General features: G+C 71.2%; 16 protein-coding genes and 4 tRNA genes. 9 read left to right on the forward strand and 11 right to left on the reverse strand.

Annotated features, from left to right (window positions below; translation table 11 throughout):
- Positions 1 to 216: 216 nt before the first annotated feature.
- Complete coding sequence (locus ACFY32_RS27325) at positions 217 to 762, reverse strand: hypothetical protein (RefSeq protein ID WP_359190800.1); 546 nt, start codon at positions 760 to 762, stop codon at positions 217 to 219.
- 73 nt (positions 763 to 835) lie between these two features.
- Positions 836 to 1,186, reverse strand: coding sequence for a metallopeptidase family protein (locus ACFY32_RS27330; RefSeq protein ID WP_390675552.1), 351 nt, complete (start codon positions 1,184 to 1,186; stop codon positions 836 to 838).
- Positions 1,187 to 1,270: 84 nt separating this feature from the next.
- Between ACFY32_RS27330 and ACFY32_RS27335 the strand changes: the two genes are divergently transcribed.
- From ACFY32_RS27335 to ACFY32_RS27365, 7 genes are all read left to right on the forward strand, one after another.
- A complete protein-coding gene (locus tag ACFY32_RS27335) occupies positions 1,271 to 2,857 on the forward strand; it encodes a metallophosphoesterase (protein WP_390675553.1) in 1,587 nt (528 codons plus the stop codon).
- An 80-nt stretch (positions 2,858 to 2,937) separates the two neighbouring features.
- Positions 2,938 to 3,010, forward strand: a tRNA-Glu gene (locus tag ACFY32_RS27340).
- A gap of 36 nt (positions 3,011 to 3,046) precedes the next feature.
- A tRNA-Asp gene (locus ACFY32_RS27345) sits at positions 3,047 to 3,121 on the forward strand.
- A gap of 24 nt (positions 3,122 to 3,145) precedes the next feature.
- A tRNA-Phe gene (locus tag ACFY32_RS27350) sits at positions 3,146 to 3,219 on the forward strand.
- A 115-nt stretch (positions 3,220 to 3,334) separates the two neighbouring features.
- Positions 3,335 to 7,303 carry an ATP-dependent RNA helicase HrpA gene (gene hrpA, locus ACFY32_RS27355; RefSeq protein WP_390675554.1) on the forward strand — a complete coding sequence of 1,323 codons (3,969 nt, stop codon included), beginning with the start codon at positions 3,335 to 3,337 and terminating at the stop codon, positions 7,301 to 7,303.
- Positions 7,304 to 7,397: 94 nt separating this feature from the next.
- Positions 7,398 to 7,472: transfer RNA gene (locus tag ACFY32_RS27360), tRNA-Asp, on the forward strand.
- A 144-nt stretch (positions 7,473 to 7,616) separates the two neighbouring features.
- Positions 7,617 to 7,808, forward strand: coding sequence for a DUF6274 family protein (locus ACFY32_RS27365; RefSeq protein ID WP_390675555.1), 192 nt, complete (start codon positions 7,617 to 7,619; stop codon positions 7,806 to 7,808).
- 462 nt (positions 7,809 to 8,270) lie between these two features.
- Here ACFY32_RS27365 and bldC read toward each other — a convergent pair whose 3' ends face one another.
- On the reverse strand, positions 8,271 to 8,477 hold the full coding sequence (bldC, locus tag ACFY32_RS27370) for a developmental transcriptional regulator BldC (RefSeq protein WP_003949541.1): 207 nt from the start codon (positions 8,475 to 8,477) through the stop codon (positions 8,271 to 8,273).
- Between the two features lie 503 nt (positions 8,478 to 8,980).
- The gene (locus tag ACFY32_RS27375) at positions 8,981 to 9,832 is read right to left on the reverse strand and encodes a hypothetical protein (RefSeq protein ID WP_390675556.1); all 852 of its coding nucleotides are present in this window, start codon (positions 9,830 to 9,832) and stop codon (positions 8,981 to 8,983) included.
- A gap of 221 nt (positions 9,833 to 10,053) precedes the next feature.
- Between ACFY32_RS27375 and ACFY32_RS27380 the strand changes: the two genes are divergently transcribed.
- A complete protein-coding gene (locus ACFY32_RS27380; protein ID WP_390675557.1) occupies positions 10,054 to 11,148 on the forward strand; it encodes a Leu/Phe/Val dehydrogenase in 1,095 nt (364 codons plus the stop codon).
- 298 nt (positions 11,149 to 11,446) lie between these two features.
- Positions 11,447 to 11,704, forward strand: a complete 258-nt coding sequence (locus tag ACFY32_RS27385) for a DUF3073 domain-containing protein (RefSeq protein ID WP_359190781.1) — start codon at positions 11,447 to 11,449, stop codon at positions 11,702 to 11,704.
- A 79-nt stretch (positions 11,705 to 11,783) separates the two neighbouring features.
- Here the strand turns inward: ACFY32_RS27385 and purM are convergent, their stop codons facing one another.
- The 7 genes from purM to purS all read right to left on the reverse strand — a co-directional run bounded on the left by purM (position 11,784) and on the right by purS (position 19,585).
- Positions 11,784 to 12,851 carry a phosphoribosylformylglycinamidine cyclo-ligase gene (gene purM, locus ACFY32_RS27390; protein ID WP_359190778.1) on the reverse strand — a complete coding sequence of 356 codons (1,068 nt, stop codon included), beginning with the start codon at positions 12,849 to 12,851 and terminating at the stop codon, positions 11,784 to 11,786.
- 47 nt (positions 12,852 to 12,898) lie between these two features.
- Positions 12,899 to 14,428 (reverse strand): amidophosphoribosyltransferase, encoded by a 1,530-nt coding sequence (purF, locus tag ACFY32_RS27395; RefSeq protein ID WP_359190775.1) that lies wholly within the window; start codon positions 14,426 to 14,428, stop codon positions 12,899 to 12,901.
- A gap of 257 nt (positions 14,429 to 14,685) precedes the next feature.
- Positions 14,686 to 15,156 (reverse strand): META domain-containing protein, encoded by a 471-nt coding sequence (locus ACFY32_RS27400; protein WP_390675558.1) that lies wholly within the window; start codon positions 15,154 to 15,156, stop codon positions 14,686 to 14,688.
- Positions 15,157 to 15,204: 48 nt separating this feature from the next.
- A complete protein-coding gene (locus ACFY32_RS27405; RefSeq protein WP_390675559.1) occupies positions 15,205 to 16,002 on the reverse strand; it encodes a sterol carrier family protein in 798 nt (265 codons plus the stop codon).
- A gap of 354 nt (positions 16,003 to 16,356) precedes the next feature.
- Positions 16,357 to 18,615, reverse strand: a complete 2,259-nt coding sequence (purL, locus tag ACFY32_RS27410; RefSeq protein ID WP_390675560.1) for a phosphoribosylformylglycinamidine synthase subunit PurL — start codon at positions 18,613 to 18,615, stop codon at positions 16,357 to 16,359.
- Positions 18,612 to 19,316, reverse strand: coding sequence for a phosphoribosylformylglycinamidine synthase subunit PurQ (purQ, locus tag ACFY32_RS27415; protein ID WP_359190763.1), 705 nt, complete (start codon positions 19,314 to 19,316; stop codon positions 18,612 to 18,614). The genes purL and purQ overlap by 4 nt, the downstream gene beginning before the upstream one ends.
- Complete coding sequence (gene purS, locus ACFY32_RS27420) at positions 19,313 to 19,585, reverse strand: phosphoribosylformylglycinamidine synthase subunit PurS (RefSeq protein WP_359190760.1); 273 nt, start codon at positions 19,583 to 19,585, stop codon at positions 19,313 to 19,315. Before purS ends, purQ begins: the two co-directional genes overlap by 4 nt.
- Positions 19,586 to 19,916: the final 331 nt, after the last annotated feature.

Consider the following 19,916-nt stretch of genomic DNA (forward strand, 5'->3'; position numbering starts at 1 on the left):
CCGCCGGAACACGGTCCCGGAGACCGCCGGATCAGGCCCCCGGGAGGCCGCCGGACCAACGCCCCGAAGACCCCCGGACCAGGCACCCGGAACACCGCCGGACCAACGCCACGGAGACCCCCGGACCTAGCCCGGGAGACCCCCGGACCAGGCCCGGGAGGCCCCCGGACGCCCCCGACTCACCGGATCACCGGACCGACTCACCGGATCACCGGATCAGACCGGTGCGCCCGCCCTCGGCGCCGGTTCCCGCTGCTCCAGTTGCGGCCCCGGCGGCTCGTGCGCCGAGGAGGACGGCTCGGCCACGGTCGGTTCCGGCGTCGGCGAGGGGGGCGGCTCCCTGGTCGGCGTCGGCTCGGGCACGACCGTACGGCTCGGCTCGGGGGCGGCGGTCCGCGGCGGCGTCGGCCCGGCCGGGTCCCCGCCCTTGCCGCTGGTCGCCTGCCCGGTCCTGGACGGGGAGTCCGAGGGGCCCGTGCCGTCCCCGTCCGCCTTCTCGCGCCGCTCGTCCCGGCCCTTGCCGCCGCCCTTCTTCCCCTTGCCACGACCGGGCCGGCCGTCGGAGGCCGCCGCCCCGACCCCGGTGCCGCCGCCCACCGTCGCCGTGCCGCCGTCGGGTGCCCCGGCGCCGGACTCCGCCGCGGAGTGCGAGGGTCGTCCGCCCCCGCCCGGACCGTCGTCGCCGACGCTCATGCAACCGGAGGCGGCGGCCACCGCCATGGCCGCGGCGGCCAGACGGACGGGTACGTACAAGGGGCGCACGGGCAGCCACCTCCGGGGCGTCAGGGAGTCGTCGTACCCAACTCCCGCCGCCGCCGGGAGGACACGCGCCCGGTCATCCGTACCCGAGGGCGTGCAGCCGCGCGTCGTCGATGCCGAAGTGGTGGGCGATCTCGTGGACCACGGTCACCTCGGTCTCCGCGACGGCGTCCTCGCGCGTGGCGCACATGCGCAGGGTCGGCCCCCGGTAGACGGTGATCCGGTCCGGCAGCACCCCCGCGTACCACTCCCCGCGCTCGGTCAGCGGCGTCCCCTCGTAGAGCCCGAGCAGCTCGGGATCGTCGGCCGGCGGCTCGTCCTCCACGAACACCGCGACGTTGTCCATCAGCCGCGTCAGCTCCGGCGGGATGCGGTCCAGCGCCTCGGCGACCAGTTCCTCGAACTCCTCGCGCGTCATCTCCAGCACAGGCCCATTGTCGGGTACGGCACACCCCCGCGAGAGCCGTGGGACCCCCGCATATCCACCGGCGGGCTTGGGCATACGGGCCCAATGGCCCGCGTCACCACCGCTGTCCTGCACGTCCTCGACCGCACCCGGAAGACCACGCACTGCCTCGTCCGGCGCCGCCGGGCCCGCCGGACCGCCGCGGCGGTCGAACCGGCCGCCCGGCCGAGCCCCTGGGCCCGCGCCCTGGGTCTGACCGCCGTCGTGCTGTCCGGGGCCTGGCTGGGCCTGCTGGTGGTGGGCGACGTCCGGGTGCCGGTCGGCCCGATGGACACCACGATGACCCTGCGGCCCTCCGTCACCGGCGGCACGAAGATCAACATCTCGCCGCTGGGCGCCCTGCGCCTCGACAGCCATGTCGCGCCGGTCCGGCTGGACGTCAACGTCGACCAGCTCGACCCCGAGCGCGCCCAGGCCCTGGTCGACCACCCCGAGCGCCTCTCCGGCCTCCAGGACGAGGTGGCCGGCGACGTCGCCCGCGGCGCCCTGGACCTGGCGGTGCGCTCCGGCGTCGCCGTCGTCGTCGGCGCCACCGCGCTCGGCCTCGCGGTCTACCGCCGGCCGCGCCGCGCCCTCGGCGCCGGCGGCCTCGCCCTGGCCCTGCTGCTCGCCTCGGGCGGCACCGCGTACGCGACCTGGAAGCCCGACTCCGTGCTGGAGCCCAAGTTCTCCGGGCTGCTCTCCTCCGCGCCCTCCCTGGTCGGCGACGCCCGCAGCATCGTCACCGAGTTCGACGTCTACCAGAAGGAACTTGCCCGCCTGGTGACGAACGTGACCAAGCTGTACGACGTCACCTCCACGCTCCCCGCCTACCGGCCGGACCCGTCCACGATCCGGGTGCTGCACGTGTCGGACATCCACCTCAACCCGGCGAGCTGGAAGATCATCGCCTCGCTGGTGGAGCAGTACGAGGTGAGCGTGATCGTCGACTCCGGCGACACGATGGACCACGGCTCGGCCGCCGAGAACGCCTTCCTGGACCCGATCGAGGACCTCGGCGCCCCGTACGTCTGGGTCCGCGGCAACCACGACTCGATGGAGACCCAGCGCTATCTGAAGCGCCTGAAGAACGTGCACGTCCTCGACGACGGCGCCGCCCGGACGGTGGCCGGCCTGCGCTTCGCGGGCATCGGCGACCCCCAGTTCACCCCCGACCGCGATCAGCGGCCCGGAGCCGAGGCGTCCCAGGAACTGGCCGGCGCCCGGCTGGCCTCCGCCCTGAGCGACCAGCGCGCGGCCGGCACCCCGGTGGACGTCGCCGTCGCCCATGAGCCCTCGGCCGCCCGGGAGGTGGACGGCGAGGTGCCGCTGGTGCTGGCCGGCCATGTCCACCACGAGGACACGGAGGTCATGAAGTACGGCACCCGGCTGCGCGTCGAGGGCTCCACCGGCGGCAGCGGGCTGCGCGCGGTCGAGGGCGAGTACCCCGACCCGATCCAGGCGTCGATCCTCTACTTCGACCGCGGCACCCGGCACCTCCAGGCCTGGGACGAGATCGAGCTGGGCGGGCTCGGCCTGACGACGGCGGAGGTCAGCCGGCATCTGCCGGAGGAGAACCAGCCCGGCGCCGATCCGTCCCCGGGCGGCACCTCGCCGAGCCCCTCCACCCGGCCCGCGACAAGGACTCCGTAAACCGTTTTGGCGATCCCTCCCGCCATCCCATATGCTTCTCACGTCCCCGACGCGCTGAGAAGCGCCCAGGCGGGCCGATAGCCCTCATCGTCTAGCGGCCTAGGACGCCGCCCTTTCAAGGCGGTAGCACGGGTTCGAATCCCGTTGGGGGCACGCAGTACGGTGTGCGACACTGTCGTACACACGCTTGGTCCTGTGGAGCAGTTTGGAGTGCTCGCCACCCTGTCAAGGTGGAGGCCGCGGGTTCAAATCCCGTCAGGACCGCTGAGGTTTCACGTGAAACCTCGCGGCTGGGTAGCTCAGTTGGTACGAGCGTTCGACTGAAAATCGAAAGGTCGCCGGTTCGACCCCGGCCCCAGCCACAACAACCCCCGTCGAGGATCTCGGCGGGGGTTCTTGCATGTCAGGGCGTACGCCGGCGGGTGTGAGCAAAAGCGTTAGCCACGTTTTTCACCGGGATGAGATCCTGGAACCCGTATGTCTACGCATCCCGCCCCCACCCTCGGCGCCCTCGCCCCCCGTCTGACCGAGTTGTCGCTGCGTGACGCGCACCGGCTCGGGCGCAGGCTGGAGGGCGCCCGGAAGATCCGCAAGCCGGAGGCCCGCGCCGCCGTCCTCGCCGAGATCGAGGCGGAGGTCGACCGGGCCGCCCAGCGCACCGCCGAACGCCGCGCCCGGGTCCCCGCCGTCACCTACCCCGAGCAACTCCCCGTCAGCCAGAAGCGGGACGAGATCGCGGACGCCATCCGCGACCACCAGGTCGTCATCGTGGCCGGCGAGACCGGGTCCGGGAAGACCACGCAGATCCCCAAGATCTGCCTCGACCTGGGCCGCGGGGTCCGGGGCATGATCGGGCACACCCAGCCCCGGCGGATCGCCGCCCGCACCGTCGCCGAGCGGGTCGCGGACGAGTTGGACAGCCCGCTCGGCGAGGCCGTCGGCTGGAAGGTGCGGTTCACCGACCAGGTGAACCCGGACGCCACCTTCGTGAAGCTGATGACGGACGGCATTCTGCTCGCCGAGATCCAGACCGACCGCGAGCTGCGCGCCTACGACACGATCATCATCGACGAGGCCCACGAGCGGTCCCTCAACATCGACTTCCTGCTGGGCTACCTCGCCCAGTTGCTGCCCAAGCGGCCCGACCTCAAGGTCGTCATCACCTCGGCGACCATCGACCCCGAGCGCTTCTCCCGGCACTTCGGCGACGCCCCGATCGTCGAGGTCAGCGGCCGGACGTACCCCGTCGAGGTGCGCTACCGGCCACTCCTGGAGGAGGACGGCGAGGACGCCGACCGGGACCAGATCACGGCGATCACCGACGCCGTCGAGGAGCTGATGGCCGAGGGCAAGGGCGACATCCTCGTCTTCCTCTCCGGGGAACGCGAGATCCGGGACACCGCCGACGCGCTGGAGAAGAAGAGGTACCCCCGCGCCGGAGGCGCTGACTGGCACAGCACGGAGGTACTGCCGCTGTACGCGCGGCTCTCGCACGCCGAGCAGCACCGCGTCTTCCAGCCGCACACCGGCCGCAGGATCGTTCTGGCGACCAACGTGGCCGAGACCTCGCTGACCGTCCCCGGCATCAAGTACGTCATCGACCCCGGCTTCGCCCGGATCTCCCGCTACAGCCACCGCACCAAGGTCCAGCGGCTGCCCATCGAGCCGATCTCGCAGGCCAGCGCCAACCAGCGCAAGGGCCGCTGCGGCCGTACCTCCGACGGCATCTGCATCCGGCTGTACTCCGAGGACGACTTCGCGTCCCGCCCGGAGTTCACCGACGCCGAGATCCTGCGGACCAACCTGGCCTCCGTCATCCTGCAGATGACCGCGGCCGGCCTCGGCGACATCGAGAAGTTCCCCTTCATCGACCCGCCGGACCACCGCAACATCCGCGACGGCGTGCAGCTCCTCCAGGAACTGGGCGCGCTCGACCCGGCCCAGAAGGACCCCCGCAAGCGGCTGACCGAGACCGGGCGCAAGCTCGCCCAGTTGCCCGTCGACCCGCGGCTGGCCCGCATGGTGCTGGAGGCCGCCAAGAACGGCTGCGCCCGCGAGGTCATGGTCATAGCCGCCGCCCTGTCCATCCAGGACCCGCGCGAACGCCCGGCCGACAAGCAGACCCAGGCCGACCAGCAGCACGCCCGTTTCAGGGACGAGACCAGCGACTTCCTGGCCTTCCTCAACCTCTGGCGCTATCTGCGCGAGCAGCAGAAGGAGCGCGGCTCGTCCGCCTTCCGCCGGATGTGCAAGCAGGAGTACCTCAACTTCCTGCGCATCCGCGAATGGCAGGACATCTACACGCAGTTGCGCACGGTCGCCAAGCAGATGGGCATCCACCTCAACGAGGACGACGCCCCCGGCGACCGGGTCCACCAGTCGCTGCTGGCCGGACTGCTGTCCCACGTCGGCATGAAGGACGTCAAGGACGGCGCGAAGAACGAGTACCTGGGCGCCCGCAACGCCAAGTTCGCGATCTTCCCCGGCTCGGCCCTGTTCAAGAAGCCGCCGCGGTTCGTGATGTCCGCCGAGCTGGTGGAGACCTCGCGGCTGTGGGCCCGGGTCAACGCCAGGATCGAACCGGAGTGGGTCGAGCCGCTCGCCGGCCACCTCCTCAAGCGCACCTACAGCGAACCGCACTGGGAGAAGGACCAGGCGGCCGTGATGGCGTACGAGAAGGTCACGCTGTACGGCGTGCCGATCGTCGCCCAGCGCAAGGTGAACTACGGCCGGATCGACCCCGAGGTCAGCCGCGAGCTGTTCATCCGCAACGCGCTGGTGGAGGGCGACTGGCGCACCCACCACAAGTTCTTCGCCGACAACCGCAGGCTGCTCACCGAGGTCGAGGAGCTGGAGCACCGCGCCCGGCGCCGGGACATCCTCGTCGACGACGAGACCCTCTTCGACTTCTACGACCAGCGGCTCCCCGAACACGTCGTCTCCGGCGCGCACTTCGACTCCTGGTGGAAGCACAAGCGCCACGAGCAGCCCGACTTCCTCGACTTCGAGCGCGAGATGCTCATCAACGAGAAGGCGGGCGCGGTCACCAAGGACGACTACCCGGACTCCTGGCGGCAGGGACCGCTCAAGTTCCGGGTCACCTACCAGTTCGAACCGGGCGCGGACGCGGACGGCGTCACCGTGCACATCCCGCTCCAGGTCCTCAACCAGGTCACCGACGAGGGCTTCGACTGGCAGATCCCGGGCCTGCGCGAGGAGGTCGTCACCGAGCTGATCCGGTCCCTGCCCAAGCCGATCCGCCGCCACTACGTGCCGGCGCCGAACTACGCCAAGGCGTTCCTGGAGCGGGCCGTGCCCCTCCAGGAGCCGCTGACGGTGACGATGGCGCGCGAGCTGAAGCGGATGGTCGGCGTGCCGTTCGAGGCGGAGGACTTCGACTGGTCGAAGGTCCCCGACCACCTCAAGATCACCTTCCGGATCACCGACGAGCGGCGCCGCAAGCTGGCCGAGGACAAGGACCTGGAGGCGCTGAAGCTCCGGCTCAAGCCCAAGGCCCGCAAGGCGCTGTCGCAGGCCGCCGCGGCCACGGCGGAGCGGCAGGGCGGGGAGTCCCTGGAGCGCTCCGGGCTCACCGACTGGACGATCGGCGCCCTCACCCGCGTCTTCGAGACCCGCCGGGCCGGCCAGCCGGTCAAGGCGTACCCGGCGCTGGTGGACGACGGCGACACCGTCTCGGTACGCCTCTTCGACACCGAGGCCGAGCAGGCGCAGGCGATGTGGACGGGCACCCGGCGGCTGATCCTGCGCAACATCCCGGTCGGTCCGGCGAAGTTCGCGTCCGAGAAGCTGACCAACCAGCAGAAGCTCGCCCTGTCCGCGAATCCGCACGGCTCCATCCAGGCGCTGTTCGACGACTGCGCCACGGCCGCCGCCGACCGGCTGATCGCCGACTTCGGCGGGCCGGCCTGGGACGAGGAGTCCTACCGCAAGCTGTACGACAAGGTCCGCGCGGAGATCGTCGACACGACGGTCCGCACGGTGGGCCAGGTGCAGCAGGTGCTGGCCGCCTGGCAGGCCGCCGAACGCCGCCTGAAGGCCGTGCGCAGCCCGGCGCTGCTGCCCAACCTCCAGGACGTACGCCAGCAGCTCGACGGCCTCGTGAGGCCCGGCTTCGTGACCGAGGCGGGACTGAAGCGGCTGCCGGACCTGATGCGGTATCTGATCGCGGTCGACCGGCGGCTCCAGCAGATGCCGGCCAACGTCCAGCGGGACAGCACGCGGATGGAGAAGGTCCACGAGATGCGGGACGAGTACGCGTGGCTGCTGGAGCAGATGCCGCGCGGGCGGCCGGTGCCCCGGGCGGTCCTGGACATCCGGTGGATGATCGAGGAGCTGCGGGTCAGCTACTTCGCGCACGCGCTGGGCACGGCGTACCCCGTCTCCGACAAGCGGATCGTGAAGGCCATCGACGCGCTGGCGCCGTGAGGAGCCGCGCACGGAGGGTGAGTTCGACCAGTGGCTCACCCTCCTGTAGAGTCCTTCTCGCAGCGCAACGCAGTACGGAAGCGCCGCAGCACCTGGTCCTGTGGAGCAGTTTGGAGTGCTCGCCACCCTGTCAAGGTGGAGGCCGCGGGTTCAAATCCCGTCAGGACCGCAGAACGAGAAGGCCCGAGTCATTCGACTCGGGCCTTCTCGCGTGCCCCTCCGTGCGCCCCCTGGCGCCCTTGACGCCGTCACACCCGCTGGGTACTCCGGAGGGGAGGGCCCGTATCCCCGTGTGGCTCCCCGGAGGTGGCGTATGGCGGCATCGGAGCGGCACGAGACGCGGGCGCCGCTCCGCGCCCACCCGACAACCGCCCCGCCCTGCCGCCGTGGCACGCGCCACCGTCCCGTCTGCCACCGTCCGGCGCGGCCGGCGAGGGATTCCGCCCCGCGGCCCCCGGAAGGCCGCCAGGCGGCCGTGCGCGGCGAGAGCCCGGTCGGCGCGTGACGACCCGCGCCGGCTCAACACCCCTGCGGCCATGGGCCGATGGAAACGAATGCCCCAATAGCGCACCGAGGCCGGAACCAACAACCCATACGGTATGTGACGGGTGTCACCGCACGAGTTTTTGAAAGAGGGGCACTTACGCCCCACATACAACTGGTCAATTTAATATGTGCAATTGTACTGTCGGCAGAGGTCCCCCACAGCGGTTCCGACAGCGGCCCCCAGACTCCGACAAGGCCGCGCACAGAGCACCGCGCAGGCCCCGTCACCAGGCACAAAAAAGATCGCGCCGGACCCGGCGGAGTCCAGCGCGATCGACGACGCACCCTGTCAACTGCCTATGAAGTTCTGATACGGCGTGGGCGTGGGGCCTGTTGGGGCAGATCCCCGCGTCGCTTGGAGCTGTGGTGCGGGACGTCCCGGCGGGTTGGGGGCCAGCCGATCTGTCCGTTATGCGGTTGTTCAGGCCTCGCTGCGCTGCTGCGGGATGCCCGCGAGCAGAGCGCGGACCTCGGCTTCGCGGTAGCGGCGGTGCCCGCCGAGCGTGCGGATCGACGTGAGCTTGCCGGCCTTCGCCCAGCGCGTGACCGTCTTCGGGTCGACGCGGAACATGGTGGCGACCTCAGCCGGGGTCAGCAGCGGCTCGGCATCAGGGGTGCGAGCGGTCATGAGCGGCCTCCTCGGGAGAACCGAACCTTCTCGGTTCTTTCCTCTAAATTCTGCACCTTGACCCGCGTTGCCCGAAATGGTGGACGCGGGTCGAGTCGGTTATAGGACGAACGGCTTGTCCTCGGCACTACAACTACACCATCTGTCCAGCCGCGTCGGCCAAACCGATGGAATTGCCCTCCCAGGTGTTCATCACCGACGGAAGCCGATGGACCATGCCATAGCGGACAGTCACGCCACTGTGACGATCAGTCACAGTGGCGTTCAGGAGTTACCAGACCCCCCAAAGCAGGACGGATGGAGTACTCCCCGGACTCCTTGTCCTATTTTGGCATGAGGAGGGGCAAGGGACGCAAGAGTGGGGTACGTGCGGTCCATCACGCTTGAGTCATACGCCCGGATCGGGACCTACGTCCCGCCGGTCCGCCGTGACGGGCCGTCAGGTGTCCCGAGGTTCTCCCGGAGCGAGTGACGAAACCCCAAAACGGGCGTCACGTCAAACGTCAGTTCGCCGACCGCCGGTCCCGGACCGACCGCCACCGCTCCACGAGCCGCCCGTACGCCGCCCCGGCCGCCACCCCGTCGCCGTGCCGCAGCGCCTCGATCCCCTCCGCCACGTCCGCCGCGGAGTGGTCGTCCTCCAGCGCCCCGGCCGGCAGGGCGTGCACCAGCCCGCCGTAGTCCAGCTCCACCACGGAACGGGGATGGAACTCCTCCAGCCAGCGCCCCACGTCCACCAGGCCGTCGATCAGCGGCCCTTCGTCCATCGCCTCGCGCAGGGCCCGCAGCCCCCGGGCCACCCGCCGCCGGGCCTGCACCATCGGGGTGCGGTAGCGCAGCACCGGCGCCGGCGCCCCCGGATCGCCGCCGCCCTTGTCGTACTCGCGCTCCTCGTCGGAGACGAGCACGAACCAGTTGATCGGCACCTGCCAGGTGGCGGTGCGAATCCACGGGCGGGCGTCCGGGTTGCGCTCCACCCAGCGCTCGTAGTCCTGGGCCGCCTGCCGGCGCACCACCGGGGGCAGCAGGGCGTCGAGGACCGGCTCGGCGAAGTCGCCGGCCAGTTCCTCCAGCGCCTGCCAGCTCCGCAGCCTGGTCCGCCACGGGCAGACGCAGACCACGCCGCCGGTCTCCAGCACGAAGGCGTCGGCGCTCTCGTGCACCGGCACCGGGACCGGCGGGGTGGGCAGCAGATCGGCCAGCGAGCGGCGCAGCTCGTCCTGGCAGGAGGGCAGATCGGTGCGGCGCGCGTACCGCGCCCAGTGATCGCGCTCGGGCTGCGGGAAGGCGGCCAGCGGCTCGTACACACGCAAGTACGCCGCGTACGGGACCACCACCGAGGACACCTTGGGCACGCCTGCTCCCTCCCCCGCGGACCGCGGTGAAAACCTGCCGCACCCGGTCACGAACGTGCGGGAACCTCAGCAAATCGTCGCACGGCCCTACTCCGTGGGGAGGTGATCCTGAGCACTGTGCGGCGGGCGGACGGCACCAGGCTCTAATCTCGTGCCACAGCCCCCGCCACCCGCACGGGGACCAGTCTCCGACCGCCGCAACTTACTCAGGAGTCACCACCGTGACCGACGTAACCGGCGCACCTGCTGATGTACTGCACACCCTGTTCCACTCGGACCAGGGCGGTCATGAGCAAGTCGTGCTCTGCCAGGACCGGGCCAGCGGCCTGAAGGCCGTCATCGCCGTCCACTCCACCGCCCTGGGCCCCGCCCTCGGCGGCACGCGGTTCTACCCCTACGCGACCGAGGCGGACGCCGTCGCCGACGCGCTGAACCTCGCCCGCGGGATGTCGTACAAGAACGCCATGGCCGGGCTCGACCACGGCGGCGGCAAGGCCGTGATCATCGGCGACCCCGAGCGGGACAAGACCGAGGACCTGCTGCTCGCCTACGGCCGGTGCGTGGCCTCGCTCGGCGGCCGGTACGTCACCGCCTGCGACGTCGGTACGTACGTCGCCGACATGGACGTCGTGGCCCGCGAGTGCCGCTGGACGACCGGACGCTCCCCCGAGCACGGCGGCGCCGGCGACTCCTCCGTCCTCACCGCCTTCGGCGTCTACCAGGGGATGCGCGCCAGCGCCCAGCACCTGTGGGGCGACCCCTCACTGCGCGACCGCACCGTCGGCATCGCGGGCGTCGGCAAGGTCGGCCGGCACCTGGTGGAGCACCTCCTCGCGGAGGGCGCCCGGGTCGTCGTCACCGACGTGCGCCCGGACGCGGTGCGCGCGGTGACCGAGCGCCACCCGTCGGTCCTGGCGGTCGCGGACACCGACGCGCTGGTGCGCACCGAGGGGCTGGACATCTACGCGCCGTGCGCGCTGGGCGGGGCGCTGAACGACCTGTCCGTGCCGGTGCTGACCGCCAAGGTGGTGTGCGGCGCGGCCAACAACCAGCTCGCCCACCCCGGCGTGGAGAAGGACCTCGCCGACCGCGGCATCCTCTACGCGCCGGACTACGTGGTGAACGCGGGCGGCGTGATCCAGGTCGCCGACGAGCTGCGCGGCTTCGACTTCGACCGGTGCAAGGCGCAGGCCGCGAAGATCTACGACACCACGCTGGCCATATTCGCACGTGCGAAGGAGGACGGTATTCCGCCGGCCGCCGCGGCCGACCGGATCGCCGAGCAGCGGATGGCGCGGGCGCGCGGACGGGGCTGATCGGCGGGGCCCCGTCCCGCTCCGGCGGTACCTGCCGAGGGGGAGTTGGAGAGAACTCTCACTTCTTCGGGCGGGTCGGCCGCCGATAAGTGGTTAAAATCGCGGTTGACCAGCGAGGACGGGGCGCCTCGAAGGTCCTGGGCGCGGCCACGTCCTGCGGGCGACGTACCGTATGGGCGTGGGCTCAGGTACCGTGGAAGCCCTACGGACCGGTCTCTCCACGGAGAGCTCGTTCCGGATCATGAACGCGTGTCAAGACTCTGGGGCCGTCGAGCCCCGTCGTTGAGGGGGTCGAGCCATGGGGCGCGGCCGGGCCAAGGCCAAGCAGACGAAGGTCGCCCGCCAGCTGAAGTACAACAGCGGTGGGACTGATCTCTCCCGCCTGGCCGAGGAGCTGGGCGCATCGACGTCGAATCCGCCACCGCCTAGCGGCGGGCGGTTCGAGGACGATGAGCATGACGACGACGACCTGTACTCCCGGTACGCCGACCTCTATGAGGACGACGACGAGGAGGATGAGGACGGCCAATCCTCGCAGCATCGTCGCGGCGCTTGACCTTGTACTGAACACGAGACCGGTCGGTGACTGATGTCACCGACCGGCTTCTGTGCTACCCACACCGGTGGTGCCTCGCTCAGGCGGCGTAGTCGCCGGTCAGGGCGGCCCCCGTCGGCCGGTCGCCGCGCTCGGTGATCTCGCCGGCCACCCAGGCGTCCACGCCGCGGTCGGCCAGCGTCGCCAGCGCCACGTCGGTGGAGTCCTGCGGGACGACGGCGATCATGCCGACGCCCATGTTCAGGGTCTTCTCCAGCTCCAGGCGCTCGACCCTGCCCGTCCGGCCGACCAGGTCGAAGATCGGGTCCGGGGTCCAGGTGGAGCGGTCCACGACCGCGTGCAGGGTGTCGGGGATCACCCGGGCCAGGTTGGCGGCGAGGCCGCCGCCGGTGACGTGGCTGAAGGCGTGCACATCGGTGGTGCGGGTGAGGGCCAGGCAGTCCAGCGAGTAGATCTTGGTCGGCTCCAGGAGTTCCTCGCCGAGGGTGCGGCCGAGGTCGTCCAGGTGCGCGTCCAGGGCCAGGCCCGCCTGGTCCAGCAGGACGTGCCGGACGAGTGAGTACCCGTTCGAGTGAAGGCCGGAGGCCGCCATGGCGATGACCGTGTCACCCGTACGGATACGATCGGCGCCCAGCAGGCGGTCGGCCTCCACGACGCCCGTGCCGGCGCCGGCGACGTCGAAGTCGTCCGGGCCCAGCAGGCCGGGGTGCTCGGCGGTCTCGCCGCCGACCAGGGCGCAGCCGGCCAGCACGCAGCCCTCGGCGATGCCCTTGACGATCGCGGCGACCCGCTCGGGGTGCACCTTGCCGACGCAGATGTAGTCGGTCATGAACAGCGGCTCGGCGCCGCTGACCACGATGTCGTCCATGACCATGGCGACCAGGTCGTGGCCGATGGTGTCGTAGACGCCCATCCGCCGGGCCACGTCGACCTTGGTGCCGACGCCGTCGGTGGCGGAGGCGAGCAGGGGCCGCTCGTACTTCTTCAGGGCGGAGGCGTCGAAGAGGCCGGCGAAGCCGCCGAGGCCGCCGAGGACCTCGGGGCGCTGGGTCTTGCGCACCCACTCCTTCATGAGTTCGACGGCGCGGTCGCCCGCTTCGATGTCGACGCCCGAAGCTGCGTAGCTGGCACCGGTTGTGTCAGGCATGACGATGAGAACCTTCGTGTCGTACGGCAGGTGTGGCGGACGGTCGGCTACGGGCGACGGATGGCGTCGGCGGCGGCCGTGGCGGCGGGCCCGGCGGCCAGCTCGGTCTCCAGGAGCTGCTTGCCGAGCAGCTCGGGGTCGGGCAGCTCCATCGGGTACTCGCCGTCGAAGCAGGCCCGGCACAGGTTGGGCTTGGCGATCGTGGTCGCCTCGATCATGCCGTCGATGGAGATGTACGCCAGGGAGTCGGCGCCCAGCGAGGTGCCGATCTCGTCGATGCTCATGCCGTTGGCGATCAGCTCGGCGCGGGTGGCGAAGTCGATGCCGAAGAAGCAGGGCCACTTCACGGGCGGCGAGGAGATCCGGATGTGGACCTCGGCGGCGCCGGCCTCGCGGAGCATGCGGACCAGGGCCCGCTGGGTGTTGCCGCGGACGATGGAGTCGTCGACGACGACCAGCCGCTTGCCCTTGATGACTTCCTTCAGCGGGTTCAGCTTCAGCCGGATGCCCAACTGGCGGATGGTCTGCGAGGGCTGGATGAAGGTCCGGCCGACGTACGCGTTCTTGACCAGGCCGGCGCCGAACGGGATGCCGGACGCCTCGGCGTACCCGATGGCGGCGGGGGTGCCGGACTCCGGGGTCGCTATGACCAGGTCGGCCTCGACCGGCGCTTCCGCGGCCAGTTTCCGGCCCATCTCCACCCGGGAGAGGTAGACGTTCCGGCCGGCGATGTCGGTGTCGGGGCGGGCCAGGTAGACGTACTCGAAGACACAGCCCTTGGGCTTCGCTTCCGCGAATCGGGAGGTGCGCAGGCCGTTCTCGTCGATGGCGACGAACTCGCCCGGCTCGATCTCCCGGACGTAGGCGGCGCCGCAGATGTCCAGGGCGGCGGACTCGGAGGCGACGACCCAGCCGCGCTCCAGCCGGCCGAGGACCAGGGGGCGGATGCCCTGCGGGTCGCGGGCGGCGTAGAGGGTGTGCTCGTCCATGAAGACCAGGGAGAAGGCACCCCGGACCTGCGGGAGGACGCGGTGGGCGGCCTCCTCGATGGTCAGCGGCTTGCCGTCGTCGTCCGTCTGGGCCGCGAGCAGCGCGGTGAGCAGGTCGGTGTCGTTGGTCGCCGCGACGCGCGGGGTCCGGCCGCCCTCCTGCTTGGGCAGGTCGGCGACCATCTCGGCGAGCTGGGCGGTGTTGACCAGGTTGCCGTTGTGGCCGAGCGCGATGGAACCGTGCGCGGTGGCGCGGAACGTCGGCTGGGCGTTCTCCCACACGGAGGCACCGGTGGTCGAGTAGCGGGCGTGTCCGACCGCGATATGACCCTGGAGCGAGCCCAGGGAGGTTTCGTCGAAGACCTGGGAGACCAGGCCCATGTCCTTGAAGACGAGGATCTGGGAGCCGTTGCTGACCGCGATTCCCGCGGATTCCTGGCCTCGATGCTGGAGGGCGTAGAGCCCGAAGTAAGTGAGCTTGGCGACCTCTTCGCCGGGAGCCCAGACTCCGAAGACGCCGCATGCGTCCTGGGGGCCTTTCTCACCGGGGAGCAGATCATGACTGAGTCGTCCGTCACCACGTGGCACGTCTCCGAGTGTAGGCGAGGTCGACCACTGGTCCGAATTGGGGATGCGGCCGCCGCGGTGGACCACCGGTCGGCGCCCGGACCGGCGCGAGTGGCGTTCGTACTGGTCAGGGCGGGATTGCGCGGGCCGGCCCGGGAGCCGGTCCGCGCGATCCCGGGCGTCCGCCCCGGGCCGTCCGGCGTCCCTGAGTGAGTCTTCGCACACCCGTCGGGTGGTGGTGGGAGCGCTCAGGGTGATAGGGCCGTCGCGGACCGTCCCTACCCGGCGTCCGGGCCTCCGGTGAGGCGGACGGTGTCGCCGCCGGCGGCCGTGAGGGTGAGGCGGTCGCCGTCTACGTCGCTGGTCAGGGGGCCGGCGGTGAGGGTGCGGGCGAGGGCGCGCTCCACGGCCATGGAGCGGTCCTCGCAGGCCCGCTCGGTCGCGGTGGCGTCGGTCAGCCGGACGCGGTCGCCGTCGACGGTGGCCTTGGCGCTGAAGCCGTTGCAGCCGTAGCTGCCCTCCGCCCTGCCGTCGGCGCCGATGGTCAGGTAGGCGCCGTCGGCGACCTGGTGTTCGCCGCCGTCGGCGGTGACGCTGTCCACTTTCCAGCGGACGCCGGTCAGGGGCCGGGCGGTGCCGTCGGCCGCGCCGCTGCCGCCGTCGGCCTGTTCGCTTCCGCAGGCCGCGGCGAGCGGGACGAGCGCGGCGACGGCCGCCGTCAGGGTCATGCGCTGCTTCTGCCTGTCCATGCCCCTTCGACGGGCGGGCGGGGGCACCGGTTCCGTCGGGGGGCTGTTTCAGGCCATGACCGGCAGCAGCGCCGCCAGGTCGGCCCGCTCCCCGCTCGCGCTCACCGCGGCGGCGGCGAGGGCGTCGGTCCAGGCCAGCCGTCCGGTGGCGAGCCTGATCCAGGTCAGCGGGTCGGTCTCGACCACGTTGGGCGGGGTGCCGCGGGTGTGCCGGGGGCCCTCGACGCACTGCACGACGGCGTACGGCGGGACCCGCACCTCGGTGGAGCCGCCGGGCGCCTTCACGGCGAGGGCGTCGGCCAGCAGCCTGGTCGCGGCGGCCAGCGCCTGCCGGTCGAGGGGGACGGCCAGGCCGGGCACGGCGTCGTTGAGGTCGTCGGTGTGCACGACGAGTTCGACGGTACGGGTGACGAGGTAGTCGGCGAACGGCAGGGCGCCGGAGCCGGTGTCCAGCAGCCGGCTGCCGGGGTAGGTGTCGAGGTCGGCGACGAACTGCCGCTCCATCTCGGCGAGGTGGGCGTCGGGGTCGGGCTGCCGAGCGGCCCGCTGGTGGGCGGCGTCGGCGATGGCCGGGGCCTCGGCGGCGATGGCCAGCGGCCAGGCGGCCAGTTGCCCGTCCGGGCGGGACGGCTCGGGCATGCCGAGCATCCGGTGCGGTGCCGCGAACACCATGCCGAAGTGCGCCACCAGTTCCCGCACGGTCCAGTCGCCCAGGCGGGTCGGCAGGGCGAGCTGCTCCGGGGTGAGGGTGGCGGCGGCGGCGCGGACATGACCGTACTGGGCGAGGACGGCGGCACGGGTCCGGGCGGGGTCGTAGCTGCGGGGACGTTTCCTGACCGGGGGCATGGGGGCGAGCCTATGCGGCGGGGTGGCCGGGGGGCACGGGAGTCACGGCGAGGACGGTCCGGGCGTACACCGGGGACCCGCCGAGGGCGGCCTGCGCCGGACCACGACGAGGGCACCGGACCCTGCCGGACCAGGACTACGATGGGCGCGCACGGGCCGGACGGGCCCGGCGCACGCCGGGACACGGCGACGGCGGCGGGCCAAGACCACGACGCGGGCACCGGACCACGCCGGACCAGGACCACGACGGGCGCACACGGACCGGGCGGGCCGGGCGCACGCCGGGACACGGCGACGGCGGCGGGGCCCTCGGGGGCCGCGCCGCCGCCGTCGTCGTCGTACGGTCCGGGCCGGTCAGGCCAGCAGGGACGGGATCGTGGACTCGTGGGCCTCGCGGAGTTCGGTCAGGGTGAGCGCGAACTCGCCCTGGACCTCGACCGTGTCCCCGTCGACGACACCGACGCGGGTGGCCGGCAGCCCCCGCGCGCCGCACATGTCGGTGAACCGCAGCTCCTCCGAGCGCGGCACGGCGACGATCGCGCGGCCGGCCGACTCGGAGAACAGGAACGTGAAGGCGTCCAGCCCCTCGGGGACGACCAGGCGAGCGCCCTTGCCGCCGAGCAGCGCCGACTCCACGACCGCCTGGACCAGACCGCCGTCGGACAGGTCGTGCGCCGAGTCGATCATGCCGTCGCGGGAGGCGGAGATCAGGATCTCGGCGAGCAGCCTCTCGCGCTCCAGGTCGACCTCGGGCGGCAGTCCGCCGAGGTGGTCGTGGATCACCTGGGACCAGGCCGAACCGCCGAACTCCTCCCGGGTGTCGCCGAGAAGGTAGAGCAACTGGCCCTCCTCCTGGAAGGCGACCGGCGTGCGCCGGGCCACGTCGTCGATGACGCCGAGGACCGCGACGACCGGGGTCGGGTGGATGGCGGCCTCGCCGGTCTGGTTGTAGAGCGAGACGTTGCCGCCGGTCACCGGGGTGCCGAGCTGCCGGCAGCCGTCGGCGAGACCCCGGACGGCCTCCGCGAACTGCCACATGACCGCCGGGTCCTCGGGGGAGCCGAAGTTCAGGCAGTCGGAGACGGCCAGCGGCTTGGCACCAGTGGTGGCGACATTGCGGTACGCCTCCGCCAGGGCGAGCTGGGCGCCCTGGTACGGGTCGAGCTTGGCGTACCGGCCGTTGCCGTCGGTGGCGATGGCGACGCCGAGGCCGGTCTCCTCGTCGATCCGGATCATGCCGGAGTCCTCGGGCTGGGCGAGCACGGTGTTGCCCTGCACGAAGTGGTCGTACTGCTGGGTGATCCACTGCTTGGACGCCTGGTTCGGGGAGGACACCAGCTTCAGGACCTGGTCCTTCAGCTCCTCGCCGGTGGCCGGCCGGGGCAGCTTGCCCGCGTCGTCGGCCTGGAGGGCGTCCTGCCAGTCGGGGCGCGCGTAGGGGCGCTCGTAGACCGGGCCGTCGTGGGCGACCGTGCGTGGGTCGACGTCGACGATCTTCTCGCCGTGCCAGAAGATCTCCAGGCGGTCGCCGTCGGTGACCTCACCGATGACGGTGGCGATGACGTCCCACTTGTCGCAGATCTCCAGGAAGCGGTCGACCTTCTCGGGCTCGACCACCGCGCACATGCGCTCCTGCGACTCGCTCATGAGGATCTCCTCGGGCGAGAGCGTGGAGTCGCGCAGCGGGACGTCGTCCAGGGTGACGCGCATGCCGCCGGAGCCGTTGGAGGCCAGTTCGCTGGTCGCGCAGGACAGGCCCGCGGCCCCCAGGTCCTGGATGCCGACGACGAGCTTCTCGGCGAACGCCTCCAGGGTGCACTCGATGAGGAGCTTCTCCTGGAAGGGGTCGCCGACCTGGACGGCGGGGCGCTTGGACGGCTTGGCGTCGTCGAAGGTCTCGCTCGCCAGGATCGAGGCGCCGCCGATGCCGTCGCCGCCGGTCCGGGCCCCGTACAGGATGACCTTGTTGCCCGCGCCGGACGCCTTGGCGAGGTGGATGTCCTCGTGCCGCATGACGCCGATGGCACCGGCGTTGACCAGCGGGTTGCCCTGGTAGCAGGCGTCGAAGACGACCTCGCCGCCGATGTTGGGCAGGCCCAGGCAGTTGCCGTAGCCGCCGATGCCGGCGACCACGCCGGGCAGGACGCGCTTGGTGTCGGGGTGGTCGGCGGCGCCGAAGCGCAGCGGGTCGACCACGGCGACCGGGCGGGCGCCCATCGCGATGATGTCGCGGACGATGCCGCCGACCCCGGTGGCCGCGCCCTGGTAGGGCTCGACGTAGGAGGGGTGGTTGTGCGACTCGACCTTGAAGGTGACCGCGTAGCCCTGGCCGACGTCGACCACACCGGCGTTCTCGCCGATGCCGACCAGCATCGCGTCGTTCTCGGGGGCCTTCTCGCCGAACTGGCGCAGGTGGACCTTGGAGGACTTGTACGAGCAGTGCTCGGACCACATCACCGAGTACATGGCGAGTTCGGCGCCGGTGGGGCGGCGGCCGAGGATCTCCACGACCCGCTCGTACTCGTCCTTCTTCAGGCCCAGTTCGGCCCAGGGCAGCTCGACGTCGGGGGTCGCGGTCGCGTGCTCGACCGTGTCCAGAGGCGTCCGGCTCATGCGTTGACCAGCTTCTTCAGGATCGAGGTGAAGAACGGCAGGCCGTCGGTGCGGCCGGTGCCGATCAGCGGCTCCACGGCGTGCTCGGGGTGCGGCATCAGGCCGACGACGTTGCCCGCGGCGTTGGTGACGCCGGCGATGTCGTTGAGCGAGCCGTTGGGGTTTCCGTATCCGTCGGCGGCTTGGCCGCGGACCAGGTAGCGGAAGGCGACGCGGCCCTCGGCCTCCAGCTCGTCCAGCGTGCGCCGGTCGGCGACGTAGCGGCCGTCCATGTTCTTCAGCGGGATGCTGATCTCCTGGCCGGCGGTGTAGTCGCTGGTCCAGGAGGTCTCGGCGTTCTCCACCCGCAGCTTCTGGTCACGGCAGATGAAGTGCAGGTGGTCGTTGCCGAGCATGCCGCCGGGGAGCAGGTGGGCCTCGGTGAGGATCTGGAAGCCGTTGCAGATGCCGAGCACCGGCAGGCCGGCCTTGGCCTGGTCGATGAGGGTGTCCATCACCGGCGAGAAGCGGGCGATGGCCCCGGCGCGCAGATAGTCGCCGTAGGAGAAACCTCCGCACAGCACCACGGCGTCGACCTGCTTGAGGTCCTTGTCCTTGTGCCAGAGCGCCACGGGTTCGGCGCCCGCGACCCGGATCGCGCGCTGCGTGTCCCGGTCGTCGAGACTGCCCGGGAAAGTGACGACGCCAATACGAGCGGTCACTTCACGGCCTCCGCGACTTCCGCCGCTTCCTCGACCCGGACGGTGAAGTCCTCGATCACGGTGTTGGCGAGGAAGGATTCCGCAAGATCGTGGATGCGGGCGAGGGCGGCCTCGTCGAGGGGCCCGTCAACTTCCAGTTCGAAACGCTTTCCCTGGCGGACGTCCGAGATCCCGTCGAAACCCAGTCGCGGCAGTGCGCGCTGCACCGCCTGGCCCTGGGGGTCGAGGATCTCCGGCTTGAGCATGACGTCGACTACGACGCGTGCCACTGGCACTCCCGGTGTGTGGTGCTGAGCAGGTTCCTTCAGACTACCCGTACAAAATTTCTACGCGGGTAGAGTTGTAGGAAAGTACGTGATCCCCATCACGATTCGGCATCGACGCCGACCCCGTACGAAAAGCTTGGGGAAAGATCCTCCCGGGCCCGCCGGCGCCTATTGCGCAGGAGACACGCCAAGAGATTTAGTCGGGCTTCACAATGCAATGCCGGGCACTGTACAAATGAAATGTCATTAGCCGATACTTTGCCCAATTAGTGGCGAACAGTCGGCATCTCGACGGCGTCCTGGCGGGTTGTGCCATGTCATCGATCGGATGCCG

The sequence above is a fragment of the Streptomyces sp. NPDC000134 genome, assembly GCF_042899225.1.
Taxonomy (GTDB): domain Bacteria; phylum Actinomycetota; class Actinomycetes; order Streptomycetales; family Streptomycetaceae; genus Streptomyces.

What these genes read in the sequence shown, in the direction of transcription:
- ACFY32_RS27335 (WP_390675553.1), top strand. Translation starts at nt 1,271, where the DNA reads ATGGCCCGCGTCACCACCGCTGTCCTGCACGTCCTCGACCGCACCCGG.
- hrpA (WP_390675554.1), top strand. Translation starts at nt 3,335, where the DNA reads ATGTCTACGCATCCCGCCCCCACCCTCGGCGCCCTCGCCCCCCGTCTG.
- ACFY32_RS27365 (WP_390675555.1), top strand. Translation starts at nt 7,617, where the DNA reads ATGGCGGCATCGGAGCGGCACGAGACGCGGGCGCCGCTCCGCGCCCAC.
- bldC (WP_003949541.1), bottom strand. Translation starts at nt 8,477, where the DNA reads ATGACCGCTCGCACCCCTGATGCCGAGCCGCTGCTGACCCCGGCTGAG.
- ACFY32_RS27385 (WP_359190781.1), top strand. Translation starts at nt 11,447, where the DNA reads ATGGGGCGCGGCCGGGCCAAGGCCAAGCAGACGAAGGTCGCCCGCCAG.
- purM (WP_359190778.1), bottom strand. Translation starts at nt 12,851, where the DNA reads ATGCCTGACACAACCGGTGCCAGCTACGCAGCTTCGGGCGTCGACATC.
- ACFY32_RS27400 (WP_390675558.1), bottom strand. Translation starts at nt 15,156, where the DNA reads ATGGACAGGCAGAAGCAGCGCATGACCCTGACGGCGGCCGTCGCCGCG.
- ACFY32_RS27405 (WP_390675559.1), bottom strand. Translation starts at nt 16,002, where the DNA reads ATGCCCCCGGTCAGGAAACGTCCCCGCAGCTACGACCCCGCCCGGACC.
- purL (WP_390675560.1), bottom strand. Translation starts at nt 18,615, where the DNA reads ATGAGCCGGACGCCTCTGGACACGGTCGAGCACGCGACCGCGACCCCC.